Consider the following 17,884-nt stretch of genomic DNA (forward strand, 5'->3'; position numbering starts at 1 on the left):
AGCGACGGCGAAACCTTGTTCGCCTATCGCGATTACGCCAAGGAACCGGACTACTACTCGCTCTACAAGGCCTGTTCGGATAAATCCTGCTTTATTTGCTCCGAGCCCCTGGATGAAAACATGACGTGGGAGATGATGGCGAAGGAAGAATTTCTGGAACTTGAGTTGGGCTGAGTCCAACACCTCATAAGCCCACAAAAACAACGGGGGAGGCTGAACCAGCCTCCCCCGTTTGCATTTCCTTCCCTTTGGGAACCTACTCGCCGAGAAACAGCGACAGATCCTCCGCCTGGTGATTCCTGTCGCGGTCGAGGCTGGTTTCTTCCTCGATGTAGAGCTGCAGCAGGCTATTTGTGATTTTGCCATAGCGCACCACCGCCGGATCGAGGTCATTGGCGCTGTTCATGTCTGCCAGGGTGAACGGGAATGCCCGGGCGGAGGGATCGAAGGCCAGGGTCAGCGGCTTGCCGGTCAGAACATCCGCCTGCAGCTGCACCTGGACATCGAAGCCGTCGACGGTGGTGCTGCCGGGAGCGATGGCGATCCAGTGCACCGTCTCGCTGCCGTGCTGCGGAGTGCCGTTGTCGGCGGCATCCTCTTCCTGCAGCGCCAGGTTGAAGCCGCTGGCGGTCACACCGTCGGCGCGGCTGAGCACCGGGTCGCTGTCGTTGTCGGTCGCGACGCTGCTGAACAGCGCCGGGACGGTGGCGAAGGCGGAAGGGAAGTCGACCGGGGTACAGGCGACATTCTTGACATTGGCGGTAACCGAGGTGCTGGCTTTGCCGGCCTTGACAGCCAGATCGCCCAGGTTTTTCGCCCCCGCCTCGGCAACCATGTAGAAGGCCCGCACCGAGGCCGGCTTGGCTTTGGCGGATAGGTAGTCCCAGTCCTGGAACTTCAGCTTGAAATGATCGCTGCGGACGGAGGTGACCCGCAGCAGGCCAGACCCGGATTTCTTCTTGGCGAAGGGCTTCACCACCACGACCGGGTTGGTGTAACTTTTGGTGAAGGGCACCACCATTTCGTCCTTGCCGACCAGGTCGACCGTCCCCCACTCCACCGGAGCGTTGACTGGCGGCCCCTGCCGGCGCAGGGTTGCCAGGTCGCTGCTGCTGGCCTTCTGCGGGGTAGCGAAAATCCTGCCACCCACCTGCAGCACCGCCACCGGCTCAAAGCCGTGGTTCACTTCCTCGTCGACGCTGGCGTCTTCCTCCGGGAGTTCCGGGGACAGTATATTTATCTTTGACATTTCCTGATCCCTTGATATTTTGTTCCCATGGCCAGAATCGCACGCGTCGTAGCTCCGGGCTACCCTCACCATGTCACCCAGCGTGGCAACCGCCGCCAGCAGACCTTTTTCTGCGATGACGATTACCTCGCCTATCTCGAATTGATGGCCGAATGGTGCCGTAAGTGCGGAGTTGAGATCTGGGCATGGTGCCTGATGCCGAACCATGTCCACCTGATCGCCGTACCGCAGAGCGAGGATGGCTTGGCCCGAGCCATTGGCGAGGCCCACCGCCGCTACACCCGGCGGGTCAATTTTCGGGAAAACTGGCGCGGCCACCTCTGGCAAGAGCGATTCGCCTCGTTCCCCATGGATGAAAGCCATTTGTTGGCGGCCGCCCGGTATGTTGAAATGAATCCGGTGGCTGCCGAGATGGTCGAAAATCCGGTCGATTACCGCTGGAGCAGCGCACGCGCGCACATTGAGAGAAAAGATGACGCCCTGGTCAAGGTCGCCCCGTTGCTGGAAATAGTCGGCGATTGGCGCAGTTTCCTTTCGCTTCCACCTGCCGAAGATTTCGACCTGATGCGGAAGCACGAACGGACCGGTCGTCCGCTGGGCAAAGCCGCTTTTATTGAGGACCTGGAGCGGACCGTGGGGCGCATCCTGCACCCGCAAAAACCCGGACCGAAAAAACGCGGTGGCCAAGGTTAAGTATACTGTCCCCGGAATTAGGAATTAACGGAATTAAAAAAGAGAACGGCCGGCACCTCTCGATGCCGGCCGTTCATATGTGTCCCGGTGGTGCCGGGTTATTTCTTCGGTCCCTTGGCTTTTTCTTTCTTGCCGCCCTTCCCTCCCGGTTCGGAGAGCCAGCCGAGCTCGCCCCGCTTGAGGGCGTGGAAAGCGTCCGAGCCGGGTTTGATCCCCAGGCTCTTCGCCAGGGCGCCCCAGCCCTGCTGCCGCTGGGCCTGATATTCGCGCAGCACCACGTCGAGCGGCTGCCGCGACTGTTGCTGCAGCCAGAAGCAGAGCACCGCTTCGCCATGGCGGGTGACCGTGCGCAGCACCAGGTCGATTTCCGGTCCGGAGGCGCCGAAATGCGCCCCCAGGTCGGCCCGGAATTGCCCCGGATCGGCCGTGCTGGCCGTGAGACGGTTCAGATAGGAATCGAGATCGGCGCAGGCCGCGCCGGCGGTCAGCAGAACCATGGTCAGGGCAACCAGCAGATTACGCAATTTCATCGACCTTTCTCCTTGGGAAAATCCCGTTCACCGAGTTTTTAACCCCGCGCGCCGCCTTCGGCCAGTTTGCGGGAAACCGCGTCGACCATCTGCTGGTTGAGCTTCTGCACCACCTGGTACCAGTCGATGCTCGAACCGACGCCGTGATCTTCGGCCAGCAGCGGTTGGGACTTGGCACTATAAAGTTCATAATGGGTGTCGAGGGACGTCGCGCCGGCGCCAAACCCTACCAGCATCCGGGCGGCCTTGCTGCCGGGGTTGTAACGCTCGATCCGAACCGTCAGCAGATACTCGCCGGGGCCACCGGCAAATTCGCGGCGACTGTTGACCAGGCGGGCGTTATAGCCTGCTTTTTTGAGTGTCCGCAGCAGGTCCTGCTCCATCCATTCGCCAACCTGGTTGTACTGGTTGCTGCGATCGGGGCCGAGCTCAGGCGTGATGCCGCGATCAGACAGCACGGCAATCGAGTAGCTGCCGCCACCGACCATGGTAGGTGCCTTGAGCCGGGGCCCGCCACAGCCAAACGCCACCAGAATCGTCAACACCGCCAATACCCCCATCAGCTTCTTCATCGTCAGCACCTCCCTTACTCGGCTTCTTGTCATTGAAATGGGGTTACCCCCGCTCCTTGCGGATAAAATCGGCCAGGGTCCGCAGCGACCGCAGCAGTTCGCGGCCGGCTTCCTGGCCGCCGATACGCACGTCATACTGTTTCTGCACCTCGACGATGATTTCGACGGCGTCGAGGGAATCGAGTCCCCAGGGAGAGTCCGGGCCGACGATGGGCGCATCGGGGAAGACCTCCTCCGGCGCATCGTCCACATAGCAGGCCTCCACCACCAGGTCGCGCAACTCCCGTTCCAGGCCGTCTTCAGACAAAGGTTCCATAGCGACTGCTCCTGTTTTTATGATTCAGCGGCCGCCGCGCTGACGCCGGGAGAAGAGGCCCCAGGAAATCGCCAGGCAGACGGCAAAAAATGCGAGTAAGGAAATGAGGTTCGGCCAGATCTCGCGCAGCGTCCCGTGGCGGACGAAGAGTTCGTGAAACCCGTTCAGCCCCCAGGCCAGCGGCGACCAGGCGCTGACCGCCTGCATCGCCTTGGGCATGACGTAGGCGGGGACCATGATCCCGCCGAGGGCGGCGGCCACCACCACCGCCACCGAACCGAACATGGTGGACTGCTCGTAGCTGCGCACCAGGTTGCCGATCAGGATACCGAAGCCGGTGGCAGCGAGGGCGCAGGCGAGAATCAGCAGGCACAGCGCCGTAAAATCGTCACCGAGACTGAGCACCGGGGTGCCGAACAGCGGCAGCACCAGCTTGCCGACCAGCAGCATCAGGACCGCCTGGATCAGGGCGATCAGGACATAGGCGGCCAGCTTGCCGCCGAGCAGGGTCAGCGCCGAAATGGGCAGGGTCAGCAGCCGCTGCAGCGTCCCCTCCTGGCGCTCGCGGATCAGCGAGCCGGAGAGGGGGACGACGATGAAAAACATCCCGAACAGGGTCCAGGCGGGGACGTTCTGCTGCACCGCATCGGGAAAGACAACCTCTTCGCCGGCGGCGATGCGCTCCTTCACCGCAAGCAGCGGCTCATCCTGCCAGTTGAAGCTCACCTGCGGGCCGCCGGTGCCGGGGAGCGGGCGCAACCCCAGCCCCTGGCCGAGCCGGGACTCGATTTCTTCGGGGAAGACCTCGGCCAGCCGGCGCGCCTTCTCTTCGATCTCTAGCGCCAGCACCACCCGCTGCAGGGCATTGGAGAGGACGCTGCGAAAGACCCCCTGCACGGCCGGATCGAAGTAGATGCCGAGCTCGACCGCCTCCGATGCCGTGCCGGGACTGACGCTGAACGCTTCCTTCGCACCGAAGGCGTCCCTGGCCATCGCCAGGGCCCCGCGCCGGACCGCCTCGCTGGTCCCCTCTGGGATCACCAGGCAGAACTGGTACTTGCCGTCGGTGACCAGCTCTCTGGCCTCGGCCAGGGTGAAGGCCGTCCCGTTTCGACTGTCGATCAACTGCACCGCGCCGGTCGCCCGCAGCGTTTCGGTGATGCGCCGACCGAACTCGCCGCCGTCGTTGTCGACCAGCAGCACCTGCAGACTCCCTTCGCCGGTCGCCTTGAGGATATTGTTCTGCACCAGCGAAACGACCAGCACCAGCACCATCGGCATGAGAAAGAGCAGAGCCAGGCCACCGCGGTCGCGCAGCAGCAGCAGGAGCTCTTTATGGAGGGTGGCGAAAAACTGGAGCATAGGTGCCTAATCCCGCAACTGGCGGCCGGTCAAATGGAGAAAGAGCGCTTCGAGGGTGCCGCAGCCGGCTACGCCGGCGATCAGGTCGGACGGCCGCCCTTCGGCGATCACCCGGCCGGCGTCGACGATGGCGATGCGGTCGCAGAGCTGCTGAGCCTCTTCCATGTAGTGGGTGGTATAGACCATGGTCATGCCGGCCTCGCGCAGGCGGCCGAGGTTTTCCAAAATCATGTGGCGCGACTGGGCGTCAATGCCGACGGTCGGCTCATCGAGAAAGAGCAGGCGCGGCTGGTGCAGCACCCCCGCCGCCAGGTTGGCGCGCCGCTTCATGCCGCCGGAAAAGCCGGCCAGCGGGCGGTCGGCCTGGTCCCGCAGTGCAACCATTTCGAGGCAGTGGTCGATACGCTGCCGCAGGTCGCCCCCTCGCAGACCGTGCAGACGGCCGAAATAGGTGAGGTTTTCACGCACCGACAAGGCCGGGTAAAGGGCGATTTCCTGTGGGACCAGCCCGATCAGGCGGCGCACCTGGGCCGGCTGGCGCAACACATCGATGCCGAAGATCGACAGGCTGCCTGAAGTCGGTTTGAGCAGGGTACAGAGGATGGAGATGGCGGTGGTCTTGCCGGCCCCGTTCGGCCCGAGCAGGCCGAAGACCTGGCCCGGCTCGATGGTCACATCGAGACCGTCGAGAGCCGGCTGGGTTGCTCCCCGGTAAAATTTGACCAGTTGCCGGACTTCCAGCGCCCGCGGTATCGATCTGTTCTGGCTGCCTGCTTCCATAGTCGACACTCTCAGCGAAGGACCCGGGCCAGGTCGCGAAAGACCTGTTCCTCGTGGTCGGCGCAATCCCGCAGCAGGTTCGCCAATTGCGGAAAGGCATTCTCTGTTCCCGGCCGCCGTTTGCAGACCCGTGCCCCGAGCAGGGCGAACTCCCGCCAGCGGTCACCGCCGTCGGTCATGCGCACGGCCAGTTCGGCGAACCGCGCATCGCCGGTGATCCCGGCGGCCTCCTGCAGAAACGCCGAGTACATGAAGCGAAAGCCGCCGCCGCCGGTGCCGATCTCTTCCTGCATGCGGATGACGTGACCGAGGTGCTGCAGGGACTTGCGCTGGCCGAGCTTCTGCGGCCAGCCTTCGATCACCCGGGCCAGCCGCCGGATCCCCTTGACCCCGAGCAGCGGGATCGGATTTCTGACCATGCTCCGGCAGACCTCGTTGATCCCTTTGACCACGGCAGGTTTCATTTCGAGTTGCTCGGGAATCCCCCCCAGGTAGTACATCCGCCCCTTCGGCGCCAGGTCCCCTTCGGCGAAGCGGGCCCGCTGCAGGTCGGCCGCGGGGCAGAGCACCGCCTCGTCCATGACCGGGTCGCTGACCAGGTAATCGTCCCCCTGCTTGCCGTAGACCACCAGGTTGTGGGCGTTGAAGTGAAAACGCAGGGCCGGGGGGAGATAGGGGAGCCAGTAAACGCTGGTCTGCACGCCGACCGGGATCCCCTGGTCGAGGGCCCGATCGAGGGCCGCCATGGCTTTTTCCGGGCTGCGGAAACGAAACCGCTCGACGCCGACGCCGAGCCGCTTGGTTGCCGACTTGAAGATGTCGCCGGGCCCCTTGCGGTAGGTGATCAGCGGCAGCTGATTCAGCTTGATGAAAGGCAGGTAGCCGAAAAAGAGGCCGCCGCCGATGCCGAAGGCCAGCGCCTCGGAGATCTCGACCCCGCGATGCTGCAGCAGGCTGGCGATGGCGCCGCTTTCACAATGGGCGTACTGCCGATGTTTGAAATCGATGGTCACGCTTCGCTGTCCTCTATCTCGTCTATTTCGGGCATTTCCAGGTCGAGCTCGTCCGGCACCCTCTGCAGCTCTTCGACGGAGATCCGCAGCACCTCGGCGTAACGCTGCAGGGTCGCGGCATCGAGACGGCTGAAAATCTCGGGCCGCAGGTGCCTGCGGACCCGCCAGCGAAAGATGCGGACATACTTGGCCAGCATGCCGGCCGTCATCTGGTTGCGGGCCATGTGGTAGGCCAGCGGGCTGAGTTCACCGGCCTGCACCCGGTGCAGGATTTCGGTCAGCTCTTCAGCGATCGCCTCCCAGGCCTGGCGGTTGGCCAGGTTGGCCGGATCCCAGCCGGCGGTCGGGGTCAGCACGTATTCGCCGTCGGAATCGAGGGCGTAGCAGACGGCGCGCCGCTGGCCGAACAGTCCCCGATGCTGAGGTACATCTTCTTTCTTCATACCCTAATCCTTCCGGACCCGGATCCAGCCGTAGTCGCCACGGGGTCCGAACTTGAGGCAGCATAGCCCCTGCGGCAGCAGCGACTCCGGCGATGCGGGAAGCGCACGGCTGGCGCCTTGCGGGCCGGGATAGAGCCGATTGTCGCGGCAACTGACCGCGGCGATGGCCAGGTCGAAGGCCGGGCCGACCGGAAGGCTGCCGTAGAGCGGGGCGTAACTTACCGCCGGGGCATCCGCCGGCAGGTGCCGCCCGTACGCGGCGGCGCACTCGCGATGCCCGTCGGCACCGAGCAGGTAAGCGCCGGCGGCGGGCAGCTCCGGCGACCCGGCGTGGCAGTTGCCCTGGCGGATGGCGTCGATGCTGGCGTAGCCGGGGGCATCCCCCTCCTTGCGGGTCAGCAGCAGAAAGGCGGCCCCTTCACCGACCACGGCGCTCTGGGCATCGAACTCGAAGGGGCGGATGCGCCCGGAGGGTGTTTCGGCAAAAAACCGCTGCCAGCAGTAGTGCATGACCTCGCAACTCTCGTCGACCCCGCCGAAGAGCACCGCGTCGACCCGCTTTTCCGCCAGCCATTGGCGGGCGGTCAGCAGGGCCGAAGGGACCGACATCTCGAACTGGCTGACGGTCAGGCTTGGGCCGGTCGCCTCGAGCAGGATCGACGCATGGGCGGCCGCCGCGTTGTGCACCGAGCTGGAAAAATGGGTCGGCGAGGCGAGGATGTCGCTTCCTTTCATCACCGAGTCGAGAAAGGCGAAGGTGGTCCGGGTGGCGCCGTAACCGGTGGCGATGACCATGCCGAGGCGCTTGCGGTCGGCGCCCAGCAGGCCGGCGTCTTCCAGCGCCAGATGCGCGCCGAGCAGGGTCAGCCGGGAGAAGTGGTCGATCCGCCGCAACGCCCTTTTGTTGACGAACCGCTCCAGCTCGGTCGTGTCGGCGAGAAGGGCGGTGGTCTCGATCGGCCCGGCGGCGGTCTCGAAGCGCACCGGCTGCAAATCCTGCCGACCCTCCTGCAACGCCTGGCGCAATGCGGATACGCCGCAGCCAAAGCCGCCGACCACGCCGATTCCCTGTATGGACAAAGCTTCCATGAACAATCCCTTGAAACCCTAAAAGGCATCTCTCGCCCGTTCGCTTCGCTCACTCGAGCACCCAGAGAACGCAGAGAAAAGCAAAATCATTGTTCCTCTCTGTGTTCTCTGCGAGCTCTAGCGACTGCAAGGAGCGGGCGCGAGGCCGCTTGAATTTGCTGTTGCCCTAATCTCCCTTGCCCAGCGCCAGGACGGCGTTGTTGCCGCCGAAGGCGAGGGATTGGGAAAGGGCCGCCGTTCCCGTCACTTCGGTAACCTGCCGCACCGGGGTTGCGGGGAGTTCCGGGTCGGCCTCTTCGAAGCCGACATTGGCCGGGATTCTCCCCTGCTCCAGGCAGGCCAGGGTCAGCACCGCCTCGATCGCGCCGGCGGCGCCGAGGGTATGCCCGGTGTAGCCCTTGGTGGAGAGGAACGGGGTCTGCGGCATGCGCTCGGCAAAGACCCGGCTCTCGACCCGGTCGTTATCCGGGGTGCCGGTCCCGTGGGCGTTGACGAAGGCCAGTTCGGCGAAGCTCAGGCCGCAGGTGGTCAGGGCCTCGTTCTGGGCCCGCATCAGGCCGCTGCCGTCCGGGCGCGGCGCCGTAAGGTGGTAGGCGTCGCAGGCCGAACCGTAGCCGAGCACCCGGCCGCGGACCCTGGCCCGGCGCTGCCGCTGCAGTTCGTCCGACTCAAGCACCAGCATCCCCGCCCCCTCGCCGAGGTTGAGCCCCTTGCGGTTGCGGTCGAAGGGGCGCACCGGCGCGTCGGAGGTGATCATCAGCGAGACGAAGCCGTTGTAGGTGGTGCGGCAGATTTCATCGGCGCCGCCGGCAATGGCCAGGTCGCAGAGCCCGGCGCGAATCCAGGAGGCGGCCAGGCCGACCGCGTCGGTGCCGGAGGAACAGGCATTGACTACGGTCTGACAGGGGCCGTCGAGGGAAAATTCCCGCGCCAGCACCGATGCCGGGTTGCTGCGCAGGTAGCGCTCGATCGGCAGCATCGGCGGATGCTCGCCGTCGAGGTAGCTGCGATAGAAAAACTCGTTGTTCATCGAGCTGCCGACGGTGGTCCCGATACAGACGCCGACCCGCTTGCCCCGCAGCGCCTCAACCGTCCAGCCGGCGTCTGCCAGCGCCTCTTTCGCGGCGGCCAGGGCCAGCAGGCTGGTGCGCAGCAGGTCGTCCCGGCCGCCGAAATCGTCGGCCACTTCGAAGACCGGGTAGATCGACGAGTGGTTGGTGACGAAATGGCGCGGCGGCGAAGGGGCGCGCTGCGAGCGGAAGATCGACTCGATGGCCTGCGGCAGCGTATTGCCCGCCGCGCAGAGGCAGCCGAGGCCGGTGACGGCGACCGGGGGATGAGGGGTCATCCCTTGCTGCGCTCCTCGATGAAGGCGGCCAGCGAGGCGATGGTCTGCAGGGCCGGGCGCCCCTCTTCCATATCCTTGATCTCGACGCCGAAATGTTTCTGCACCAGCACCACCAGCTCGACCGCGTCGAGGGAATCGAGGCCGAGCCCGTCGCCGAACAGGGCCATGTCGTCGGTGATCTCTTCGGGGGTCAGATCTTCAAGGTTCAGTTCTTCGACCAGAATTTTTTTCAGCTTGTCCTGGATGGTCATTCCGTCTTTACTCCTTCACTGCTTGTTCGGCCGGGCCTTTGGCGCCGGCGGTTGGGTTATTCTGCCACATATCGAAAAAATTGAAAAACTGATAGGGGTGATCCAGGGTAAATTTTTCCAGCGCCCCGGCGAATTCGGCGGCGTAAGGAACCAGCGCCGCCCCGCCGCGCTTGAGATGGGCCGGCACCCGGATCACCCGAGCCAGCTGCAGCTCGTAGCTGGCCGGCCCGGTCTTGTACGAAAAGAGCACGGCGACCGGCGCCCCGGTGGTCGACGCCAGCTTGTAGGCGCTGAAAGGGACGCGCACCTTGCCGCCGAGAAAATCGACCTCGACCGCGTTCTTGTCGCTGCCCAGCAGCCGGTCCCCCATCACCGAAAGGACCTCGCCGCGCTTGAGCACCTCGAGCATCTCCAGCGCCCCGCCGAGAAAGCCGCGGGGATCGATGATCCGGTAGGGGCATGGGAGCCCGGCGTGCTCGAAGTAGTGGCGGTCGATGTCGCCATCCTCCCGCTGCATCAGCAGGTTGACCGGCACCTTGACGAAGCCGAGGGAGCTCATCGCCACCTGCCAGCAGCCGACGTGGGCGCCGACCAGGATCAGCCCCTTATTCTCCGCCAGCAGGTCCAGCAATTTATCCTTGCCGTGCATCCGCACCTGCATCTGTTCCGGCCCGAGGATGCCGACCACCGCCCGGTCGACCAGCACCTTGCCGAGATCGAGAATCATCCGGTAGCTGTGCCAGAGGAGCTTCCAGCCCGAATCGACGGCAAAGCGCCGCCGCAGGTAGGGTTCCCCCTTGCGCCTTTGAGCGGGGCAGAAGAGCACGTAATAGAGGACGACGCAGTGCAGCAAAGCATAGGCCGCCCGCCGCCCGCCGACCCGGATCAGGAAATAGAAGATGCCGTGCTGCAGCTTCGAGCCGATGCTGCGGCTGCTCCAGCGACTATGTTGCTCATCCGGCTGCATCGGACGTCCTCAGCAGCGAAAGGGCCATGCCGTAGATCAGCGCCGCGACCAGGCCCGCCAGCAGCGGGCCGACCAGCAGCGAGCCGAGCAGCCACTCGTAAAGGCGCTCCAGCCCCTGGTAACCGAGGGTTTCCAGCGAGAGTTCGGTGAGAAACTCGCCGTGACGCATGAAGTAGCCCGCCTCGATGCAGAGTGCCGGCACCAGCGGCGGCATGCAGAGCTGGCTGGCGCTCACCGCCGCCACCTTGTTCAGGCGAAAAAAACCGCAGGCAAAGAGGATGGCGATGGTGTGGCAGGCGATCAGCGGCACCGCGCCGAGAAAAACCCCGAGAGCGCCGGCCGCCGCCAGTTGCGCCGGGGTGGCGTTCTCGGTCAGCAGCACCCTGAGCGAACGCAGCGGCCGCAGCACGCTGACCTTGACCCCGCCCTGCTCTTCGACCAGCTTGCGGTGGGGCCATGGCAGCACCGAACGCATGGTCAGATGGGTGTTGAGCAGGGTCAGGCGAAAATTGTCGCGAAAGGCGCCGAAATGCGAGACCCGCTCGTGCGCCGGCGGATAGTAGACGGCGATATCGACCTCGCGCAGCGGCACCCCGGCCCAGGCCGCGCGCACCAGCACTTCGACTTCGAAGGAGTAGTGCCGCTCGCGCAGCTTGAGCCCTTCGAGTACCGCCAGCGGATAAGCGCGAAAGCCGCTCTGGGTGTCACCGAGGCTGCGGCCGGTCTGCAGGCGCAGCCAGAAATTGGAAAACTTGCGGCCGAAGCGCGACGAACCGGGAACATTGGCGGCGGAAAAATCCCGCGTGCCGACCACGATCGCCATCGGCTCGGCGGCGATCGCCTCGGCAAAACGGGGAAAGTCGGCCGGGTCGTGCTGGCCGTCGGCGTCGATGGTGACGATGTGGCTCATCCCCAGCGTTCGAGCCAACCGTGCCGCGGTCATGATCGCCGCCCCCTTGCCGAGGTTGCGCGGATGGCTGGCCGTGCGCACCGGCAGCCCGGCCAGAGTATCCAGGGGGTTATCAGCGCTGCCGTCGTCCACCACCAGCACCTCGGGATGGACCGCCAGCGCCTGTTTCACCACCGGCCGCAAGGTGGCGGCGTGGTTGTAGACCGGGATGACGATGAGGATGCGCGGCGCCACGCTGTTCACGAATCCCCCAGCCGCCGGCTGCTGCGGGCGAAACGCAGGAAACTCCCCAAGTTGAGGGCGAAGCGGCGCCAGGAATCGGGCGATTTCCAGAGCATGGTCAGGTACGAAAGGAGCACCTGCGGGCGCTGAAAATGGGTTTTGTAATAGAGGGTGAAGAGCTCTTCCAGCCGCTCGCGGGTCATCCCGGCGGGGACGAACTGGAAGTGCATGCAGTCCATCTTCTCCCAATCCTCCTCGAAGTGCCCCTGCTCGTGGATGGTCTCGTAGATCGGCGAGCCGGGAAAGGGGGTGAACTTGGAGAGGTTGAAATCGTCGATCGGCAGCGAGAAGACGTAGTCCATGCTCTTGCGGATGCTCGCTTCGGTCTCTCCCGGCAGCCCCATCATCAGCAGCCCCTTGACCCGGATGCCGGCCTGCTTGATCAGGCGGATCCTGTCGCCGAGCATGTCGAGGTCGGGGTTCTGCCGGTGCTTCGCCAGCAGCTCGGGGTCGCCGGTCTCGATGCCGAGGCTGGCCATCCAGCAGCCGGCCCCCTGCATCTGCCGCAAGAGCTCGAGATCGACGTGCTCGGCGCGCACCGCGCAGTTGAAGGTCAACCCGAGCGGCTTGTCGACCATCAGCCGGCAGAAGTCCTCGACCCGCTTTCGGTTGAAGGTGAACTGGTCGTCGTAGAAGTTGACGTGGCGCACGCCGAAACGCTCGCGCAGGGTGCGCAGATGCTCGTAGAGATAGTCGGCCGAGTTGTAGCGGAAGGTGCGGCGGAAGACGCTGCGGTCACAGTAGCTGCAGGCGTAGGGACAGCCGCGGCTGGAAATGCAGCTGGTGTTGGGTGCCTTGGGATAGTTGAAGATCGGCAGCTGGTAGACGTGCGGATAGCCGGCCAGCTTCTCGTAGGCGGGAAAGGGGAGCGCGTCGAGTTCGATCCCCTGCTCCCGGTAGCCGGTGAAAAGGACGCCGTCTCCCTCGCGGACGACCAGTCCGGAGATGGACGCCAGATTCTCGCCGCCGCTGGCCAGCAGTTCGGCCATGGTTTCTTCCCCTTCGCCGACCACGGCGACGTCGACCTCGGGGTAGTCGGTGAGCACCTTCTCTTTCAGGGCCGAAACGTGGGGGCCGCCGAAAACGGCGCGGATCTGCGGCAGTTCGCTCTTGGCCAGCTTCGCCAGGCGCACGCCGTCGAGAAAACTCGAGGTGGTGCAGGAAAAGCCGATCCAGGCCGGCCGTTCAGACCGCAGCACATCCAGGATGCGTTGGTCCGAGTCGGGGTGGGCGTAACAGTCGACGATATCGGCGACAAGGCCCTGCTTTTCCAGCCAGGCGGCGATGCTGGCCAGCCCCAGCGGCGGCATGATGCTGGCCAGCCGCGAGATGTCCCGCCCGGCCGCCTCGGGGCGGTAGCCCAAGGGATGGACCAGCAGGATGCGGTTAGTTGCCAGCGCCATGGCGCCTCCTCGAACGGCCGAATGAAATGAGCTTATCCCAGAGCAGGCCGCGATAACCGAAGTTGTGCATGACCGCCATCCGCTTCTGCCCTTCGGAAGGGGGGAAGATGCGGTCGCGGCGGCCGCGGAAGCTCTCTTCGATAGTCGCATTCATCACATCGCGGTCGACGTTGGGAGAGTAGTAGTAAACCGGCTGCAGCAGCGACTGATCGGCAGAAACCAGCCCTTCGCGGATCGCCTGGGCGTGCAGCGGCGATTTGCTCAGCAGACGGATGCCGGAGAAGGCGAAGACCACGGTGTGCTGCAGCCGCGCCAGGTTGGCCAGCCCTTCCTGCACGGTCGCCTCGGTTTCGCCGGGCCCGCCGAAAATAACGAAATGGGCACAGGGGAGCTGTTCGTCCACGCAGGCGCGGTTGACCGCTTCGACTTCGGCAAAGTTGAACCCCTTGGCAAGCCCGGCCAGGGTGGCGTCAGAGGCGGCGTCGGTTCCGAGTTCCAAGGCATAGAGTCCAGCTTTTTTCAACAGGGCAAGTTCGGAGCGACCGAGACCCTGCGGCCGAAAGAAGGCGCTCCAGCGCAACTGCACGCCGCGGCGGATCATTTCTTCAGCCACGGCCAGGTAGTGCCCGGCCGGATCGTTGAAAATCGAGTCGGTGAAGAAGAGCGACTCGATTCCGTGCTCGGCCTGCAGGCGCTTGATATCATCGACCACCGCTGGCGCCGGCCGGCAGCGGAAGCGTTTCCCCTCAAGGCCGGGATAGGTGCAGTAGCTGCAGCTGAAGGGGCAGCCGCGCTTGCTCTGCAGGTTGACCATGCCGGTCTGCTGCCGGTAGAACTCGACCAGTTCCGGCACCAGCAGCGGCGCCGCCATCTCCTCCCCGGCCAGCCCCGCGCCCGCCTCGCTCGTCAGCCTGGCGGCCGGACGACCGGCCTTCAGGTCGGCCAGCAGCTGCACCAGCACCCGCTCCCCCTCGCCGACCACCCCGTGATCGGCGCCGAGGTAGTCGAGAATCGCCTCGGGCATGATCGAAAAAGCCGGACCGCCGACGATCAGGGTTGCCGCTGTCGCCTCGCGCACCACCTGCACCAACTTGCGAGCTTGAGCCAGGTACCAGTCGTCTTCACCGCCGAAGGAATCGACATTGTCGATGTTGCGCAGCGACAGGCAGACGAACTCGGGGGCGAACTCCGCCAGCGCCTGGCGCAGCGCCGCTTTCGACTTGCCGGCAGCCAGAAAATCGAACTGCCGCAGCTGGTGCCCCGCCTGGTCGAGCGCCCCGGCGATCACCGCCATCCCCAGGGGATAGACGGGATACGGCTCGGTGGTGACGTTGGCGGAGAGGAGGAAAACCCGGCTCATGCCTGCTCCCTGGCGCCCTTGAAGCCGCGCCGGGTGCGCGGGTTGTAGCGCCGGTAGGTGCCGTCGTCCATCTCCCGGCGCATGACGCTTTTGAACAGTTCACCCATCTTCAGGGCGTAGCCGCCATCGGCGTAGAAAGTGTCCCAGGCGTAATGGAACATCTCCTGCAGTTTTTCCGGTGTCATCTGCTTCGGCTGGAAGACCACCTTGTCGGCGCTGTAGTCGAGCCAGTTGTTCGACAGGATGCGCCCTTCGCGCTCGAGCTGGGCGCGGATCGGCGAGTGGGGAAAGGGAGTCATGATGGTGAATTCGGCGACGTCGAGCTCGACCTCGAGCAGAAAGTCGACCAGCCGTTTGATGTAGTCCTCGTCCTGGTCGTCGGTGCCGAGGATGATCGTCCCCTCGATGCCGATGCCGTGATCCTTGAGCCGGCGGATGCGGTTGCGGATGGTGTCGGAGGTGTCGAAGACCGCCTGGTAGACGTACCAGGCGCCGGCGTCGGCAGCCAGTTTGAGGATTTCCGGATCGTCGAGGATCGGGTGGGAAACCCACTTCTTCTTCAGCGGGATCATCGCCGTGAACAGCTCTTTCAGCCACTGGCGGTCCTGGGCCAGCGAGTTGTCGACGATGAACAGCCGGTTGTTCTCGATCGACTCCATCTCGGCGATCACCTGGTCGACCGGGCGGGGGCGAAATTTCTTGCCACCCAGATAGCCGGTGCAGCAGGGGAAGCAGTCGAACTTGCAGCCGCGCGAGGCATGGACCAGGTCGAGCATCTGCACCCCCCGGTAGTTGTAGAGCTCGCGCTTGAGAATGTCGCGGCGGGCGGTGCCGACCAGCGTGATGTCAGGATGGTTGTTCATGTAGTCGTAGACCGGCTTGAGCGTTCCGGCCTTGAAGTCGTCGAGCATCGCCTGGATGCGCCCCTCGGCCTCGCCGAGAAAGACCGCGTCGGCGTGCAGGGCCACTTCTTCGGCATGCAGCATCACGGCGATGCCGCCGAAGATCACCGTCATCCCCTGTTCGCGGTAGCGGCGGGCGATCTCGAAGGCCCGCGGCAGCTGGCAGGTGAGCATCACCGACAGCGCCACCAGGTCGGCGGGATCGCTGAAATCAATGGCTTCCAGGTTTTCGTCGATAAAGTCGATCTCCACCTCCGGCGGTACCGCAGCGGCAAAGACCACCGGCCCATGGGGCGGCAGGTGAAATTCGGTCTGTCGTTCCAGTTTCGGCCAGGTCGGGTAAATCAACTTCATCTTCATGTGTCGAATCTTCCTTTTGTGCGTGGCTGACGTTGCTTTGAACTCGCCCTGTTCAGATCGCCCGGGCAGCGGTCAAGGCGCCGCCCCCCGCGGGTTGCGCATTTTTCGTGACAGGGTTCGCAAAATAGTAGGTCATCGCCCGGCGCGCGTAATCGCTGGCGCGGATGCCGATAAATTCTTCGTGCGCGACCATGACGGCGACCACGACCTGGTTTTCCCCCTGGTCTTCGCCGGCGAAACCGACAAACCAGTCATAGCGCAGATCCTGGGACGAGCTGCCGATCGATCCGGTCTTGCCGCCGATCTGCAGGTGCGAGAGGACCTTGTCTTTATCATGCCCGCGGAAGGTCTTGCGGGCGGTGCCGGAGGTGATGGTGCTCTCCATCATCTGCTCCACCGCCGCGGCGGCGCGGGCGGACATGATCTGCCGGAACTCCGGGGTTGGCGAACTGCGGTAGAGGACCTGGCCCTGCTCGTCGGCAATGCGCTCGACCAGGGTCTGCGTCACCATGCGCCCGCCGTTGAGGACCGCCGCGGCCAGGGCCGCGCCGTGCAAGGGTGAAAGGGTGGTCTGCCGGTTGAAACCGCTGGCGACCTCCGCCCAGTTATACGGGGTGTCGCTGATCTGAAACTGGCTGGGAGGCAGCACAAGGTCAAAGTCGAGGGACTGGTTGAAGCCGAAGTCGGCCGCCGCCTGCTCCAGCAGCGGCTTGCCCAGGCGCAGCTCGCCGAGCTTGCCGAAGACCGGGTTGATCGAGTCGGCAAAGGCCTCTCGCAGGGGAATCGTCGTCGTATGGCGATCAACCTTGTTGGTCAGCTGCCTTTTGTAGAGGGTGTGCTTGGCCCCGTTGAACTGCACCGGCGAATCGGCCGAATAACCGCACTGGTCGACGGCCGCCGCCGCGGTGACGATCTTGAAGATGCTGGCGGCCGGGTATTCGCTGCGCAGGCAGGGGTTGCTCAGGTCATCGGTCCGGTCGTAACCGGCCAGGGCCAGAACCCGCCCGGAAAGCGCTTCCATGACGACGATCCCGACGTAGCGGGAGTTCTTGCGGTCGATGGTTTCGAGCAGGTAGTTCTGCAGGGCGGGGTCGAGGGTGGTCTCGACGTGAAGGGTGCCGCCACCGGCCGGCAGGGCGATATCCTTCTCGGTCAGGTTGCTGAACATTCCTTCGTCGAGGAGCTGTCGAAGCTGTTCTTTGTCGAGCGGGCCCGAAACCGTCGGCGCCGGTTCAGTGGCCTCCCCGGCGGGCGAGAGGGCAACAGGGCTGTGCGGCATTCCGGTGTTGCGGATGAAGCCGAAAAGGGCGAAGACGGCCACCAGGGCGAGCAGGGCGGCACCGAATAAGCGGAATGCGAACCGCCGCTGCGGGCGCGGTTTGCGAGTATACCTTTTGGGCAGGGACGCCTGGTAATCCCGCCAGCCGCGATGCTGGTTGCGCCGCGTTAATAATTTTTTTGAAAAAGCCATGATTAACCCTTCAAGATTTTTGTATTAAAAACCAGAGCTGGCAGGACGCGACCCGCCGGTTTAAACGCCTTTGACCTCAGCCAGACACCTCGCCGCCAGTTCCGCCATATCCGCCACCGGTGAACCGGCAAGGAAATACCGGCCGTCCGATTTTCGACTCAACTCGCCATAGCACGCAGCGCCCTCCCGCGGCTCCCGCTCCAGCACCAGAAAGACGGCGCCCGGCAGCACCCCGGCAATCACGGGCACCCCCGCCGGCGGTGCCAGGTCGCAGATCCCGGCCACCAGGCAGTCTTCTTCCCCCCAATTCATACTTTCCAGCGCCAGCCCCAGCGCAGTCAGGCCGGGTGCAGCCGCGGGACTCACCACCAGGCCGCTGCCGGTCAGGCCGAAACGGATCGCCGCCTCACCGAGGAAGGTGTTGGAGAGGGTGTAGGCAAAGAGCTGCGGGCTGGCCAGCGCGCCCCCGTCGGGAAGCACGCTGTCGAAATAATCGCTGTCGGTGCCGAGACAGCCGTAGGCGGTGGCGGCGATCAACCCGACCGGTCGTTTCTGCTGCCAAGCCTCCATCCCGGCGTCGCGC

Annotated in this window: 19 protein-coding genes; 1 reads left to right on the forward strand and 18 read right to left on the reverse strand. The window is 64.6% G+C overall.

What is annotated here, in order from left to right; translation table 11 throughout:
- Nucleotides 1-256: 256 nt before the first annotated feature.
- Nucleotides 257-1,249: a hypothetical protein gene (locus tag ABYV89_RS05710; RefSeq protein ID WP_432821976.1), complete on the reverse strand. Its 993-nt coding sequence runs from the start codon at nt 1,247-1,249 to the stop codon at nt 257-259.
- Nucleotides 1,250-1,276: 27 nt separating this feature from the next.
- Here ABYV89_RS05710 and ABYV89_RS05715 point away from each other — a divergent pair, with 27 nt between their 5' ends.
- Nucleotides 1,277-1,942, forward strand: coding sequence for a transposase (locus ABYV89_RS05715; RefSeq protein ID WP_432821977.1), 666 nt, complete (start codon nt 1,277-1,279; stop codon nt 1,940-1,942).
- Nucleotides 1,943-2,040: 98 nt separating this feature from the next.
- Here the strand turns inward: ABYV89_RS05715 and ABYV89_RS05720 are convergent, their stop codons facing one another.
- From ABYV89_RS05720 to ABYV89_RS05800, 17 genes are all read right to left on the reverse strand, one after another.
- Entirely contained in the window at nt 2,041-2,472 is a 432-nt protein-coding gene (locus ABYV89_RS05720; protein ID WP_432821978.1) for a hypothetical protein, read from the reverse strand.
- A gap of 38 nt (nt 2,473-2,510) precedes the next feature.
- Nucleotides 2,511-3,044: a DUF4410 domain-containing protein gene (locus tag ABYV89_RS05725; RefSeq protein WP_432821979.1), complete on the reverse strand. Its 534-nt coding sequence runs from the start codon at nt 3,042-3,044 to the stop codon at nt 2,511-2,513.
- A 43-nt stretch (nt 3,045-3,087) separates the two neighbouring features.
- Nucleotides 3,088-3,360 carry a phosphopantetheine-binding protein gene (locus tag ABYV89_RS05730; RefSeq protein ID WP_432821980.1) on the reverse strand — a complete coding sequence of 91 codons (273 nt, stop codon included), beginning with the start codon at nt 3,358-3,360 and terminating at the stop codon, nt 3,088-3,090.
- Between the two features lie 24 nt (nt 3,361-3,384).
- Nucleotides 3,385-4,722, reverse strand: a complete 1,338-nt coding sequence (locus tag ABYV89_RS05735; RefSeq protein ID WP_432821981.1) for an ABC transporter permease — start codon at nt 4,720-4,722, stop codon at nt 3,385-3,387.
- A 6-nt stretch (nt 4,723-4,728) separates the two neighbouring features.
- Nucleotides 4,729-5,502: an ABC transporter ATP-binding protein gene (locus tag ABYV89_RS05740; protein ID WP_432821982.1), complete on the reverse strand. Its 774-nt coding sequence runs from the start codon at nt 5,500-5,502 to the stop codon at nt 4,729-4,731.
- A gap of 11 nt (nt 5,503-5,513) precedes the next feature.
- A complete protein-coding gene (locus ABYV89_RS05745; RefSeq protein ID WP_432821983.1) occupies nt 5,514-6,515 on the reverse strand; it encodes a BtrH N-terminal domain-containing protein in 1,002 nt (333 codons plus the stop codon).
- On the reverse strand, nt 6,512-6,958 hold the full coding sequence (locus ABYV89_RS05750; protein WP_432821984.1) for a hypothetical protein: 447 nt from the start codon (nt 6,956-6,958) through the stop codon (nt 6,512-6,514). The genes ABYV89_RS05745 and ABYV89_RS05750 overlap by 4 nt, the downstream gene beginning before the upstream one ends.
- Nucleotides 6,959-6,961: 3 nt before the next feature.
- Nucleotides 6,962-8,047, reverse strand: a complete 1,086-nt coding sequence (locus tag ABYV89_RS05755; protein WP_432821985.1) for a beta-ketoacyl synthase N-terminal-like domain-containing protein — start codon at nt 8,045-8,047, stop codon at nt 6,962-6,964.
- A 166-nt stretch (nt 8,048-8,213) separates the two neighbouring features.
- Nucleotides 8,214-9,395 (reverse strand): beta-ketoacyl-[acyl-carrier-protein] synthase family protein, encoded by a 1,182-nt coding sequence (locus tag ABYV89_RS05760; RefSeq protein WP_432821986.1) that lies wholly within the window; start codon nt 9,393-9,395, stop codon nt 8,214-8,216.
- Complete coding sequence (locus ABYV89_RS05765; RefSeq protein WP_432821987.1) at nt 9,392-9,646, reverse strand: phosphopantetheine-binding protein; 255 nt, start codon at nt 9,644-9,646, stop codon at nt 9,392-9,394. The genes ABYV89_RS05760 and ABYV89_RS05765 overlap by 4 nt, the downstream gene beginning before the upstream one ends.
- 7 nt (nt 9,647-9,653) lie before the next feature.
- On the reverse strand, nt 9,654-10,613 hold the full coding sequence (locus ABYV89_RS05770) for a lysophospholipid acyltransferase family protein (protein ID WP_432821988.1): 960 nt from the start codon (nt 10,611-10,613) through the stop codon (nt 9,654-9,656).
- On the reverse strand, nt 10,600-11,766 hold the full coding sequence (locus ABYV89_RS05775) for a DUF2062 domain-containing protein (protein WP_432821989.1): 1,167 nt from the start codon (nt 11,764-11,766) through the stop codon (nt 10,600-10,602). The genes ABYV89_RS05770 and ABYV89_RS05775 overlap by 14 nt, the downstream gene beginning before the upstream one ends.
- Nucleotides 11,763-13,208, reverse strand: a complete 1,446-nt coding sequence (locus ABYV89_RS05780; RefSeq protein ID WP_432821990.1) for a B12-binding domain-containing radical SAM protein — start codon at nt 13,206-13,208, stop codon at nt 11,763-11,765. Before ABYV89_RS05780 ends, ABYV89_RS05775 begins: the two co-directional genes overlap by 4 nt.
- Nucleotides 13,192-14,568, reverse strand: coding sequence for a lipid biosynthesis B12-binding/radical SAM protein (locus ABYV89_RS05785; RefSeq protein WP_432821991.1), 1,377 nt, complete (start codon nt 14,566-14,568; stop codon nt 13,192-13,194). Before ABYV89_RS05785 ends, ABYV89_RS05780 begins: the two co-directional genes overlap by 17 nt.
- Entirely contained in the window at nt 14,565-15,830 is a 1,266-nt protein-coding gene (locus ABYV89_RS05790) for a B12-binding domain-containing radical SAM protein (RefSeq protein ID WP_432821992.1), read from the reverse strand. The genes ABYV89_RS05785 and ABYV89_RS05790 overlap by 4 nt, the downstream gene beginning before the upstream one ends.
- Before the next feature lie 52 nt (nt 15,831-15,882).
- Complete coding sequence (locus ABYV89_RS05795) at nt 15,883-17,301, reverse strand: penicillin-binding transpeptidase domain-containing protein (RefSeq protein ID WP_432821993.1); 1,419 nt, start codon at nt 17,299-17,301, stop codon at nt 15,883-15,885.
- 60 nt (nt 17,302-17,361) lie between these two features.
- On the reverse strand, nt 17,362-17,884 hold a 523-nt coding region (locus ABYV89_RS05800), incomplete at its 5' end, for a beta-ketoacyl synthase N-terminal-like domain-containing protein (RefSeq protein ID WP_432821994.1).

The organism is Trichloromonas sp., from assembly GCF_041583255.1.
Lineage (GTDB): Bacteria > Desulfobacterota > Desulfuromonadia > Desulfuromonadales > Trichloromonadaceae > Trichloromonas.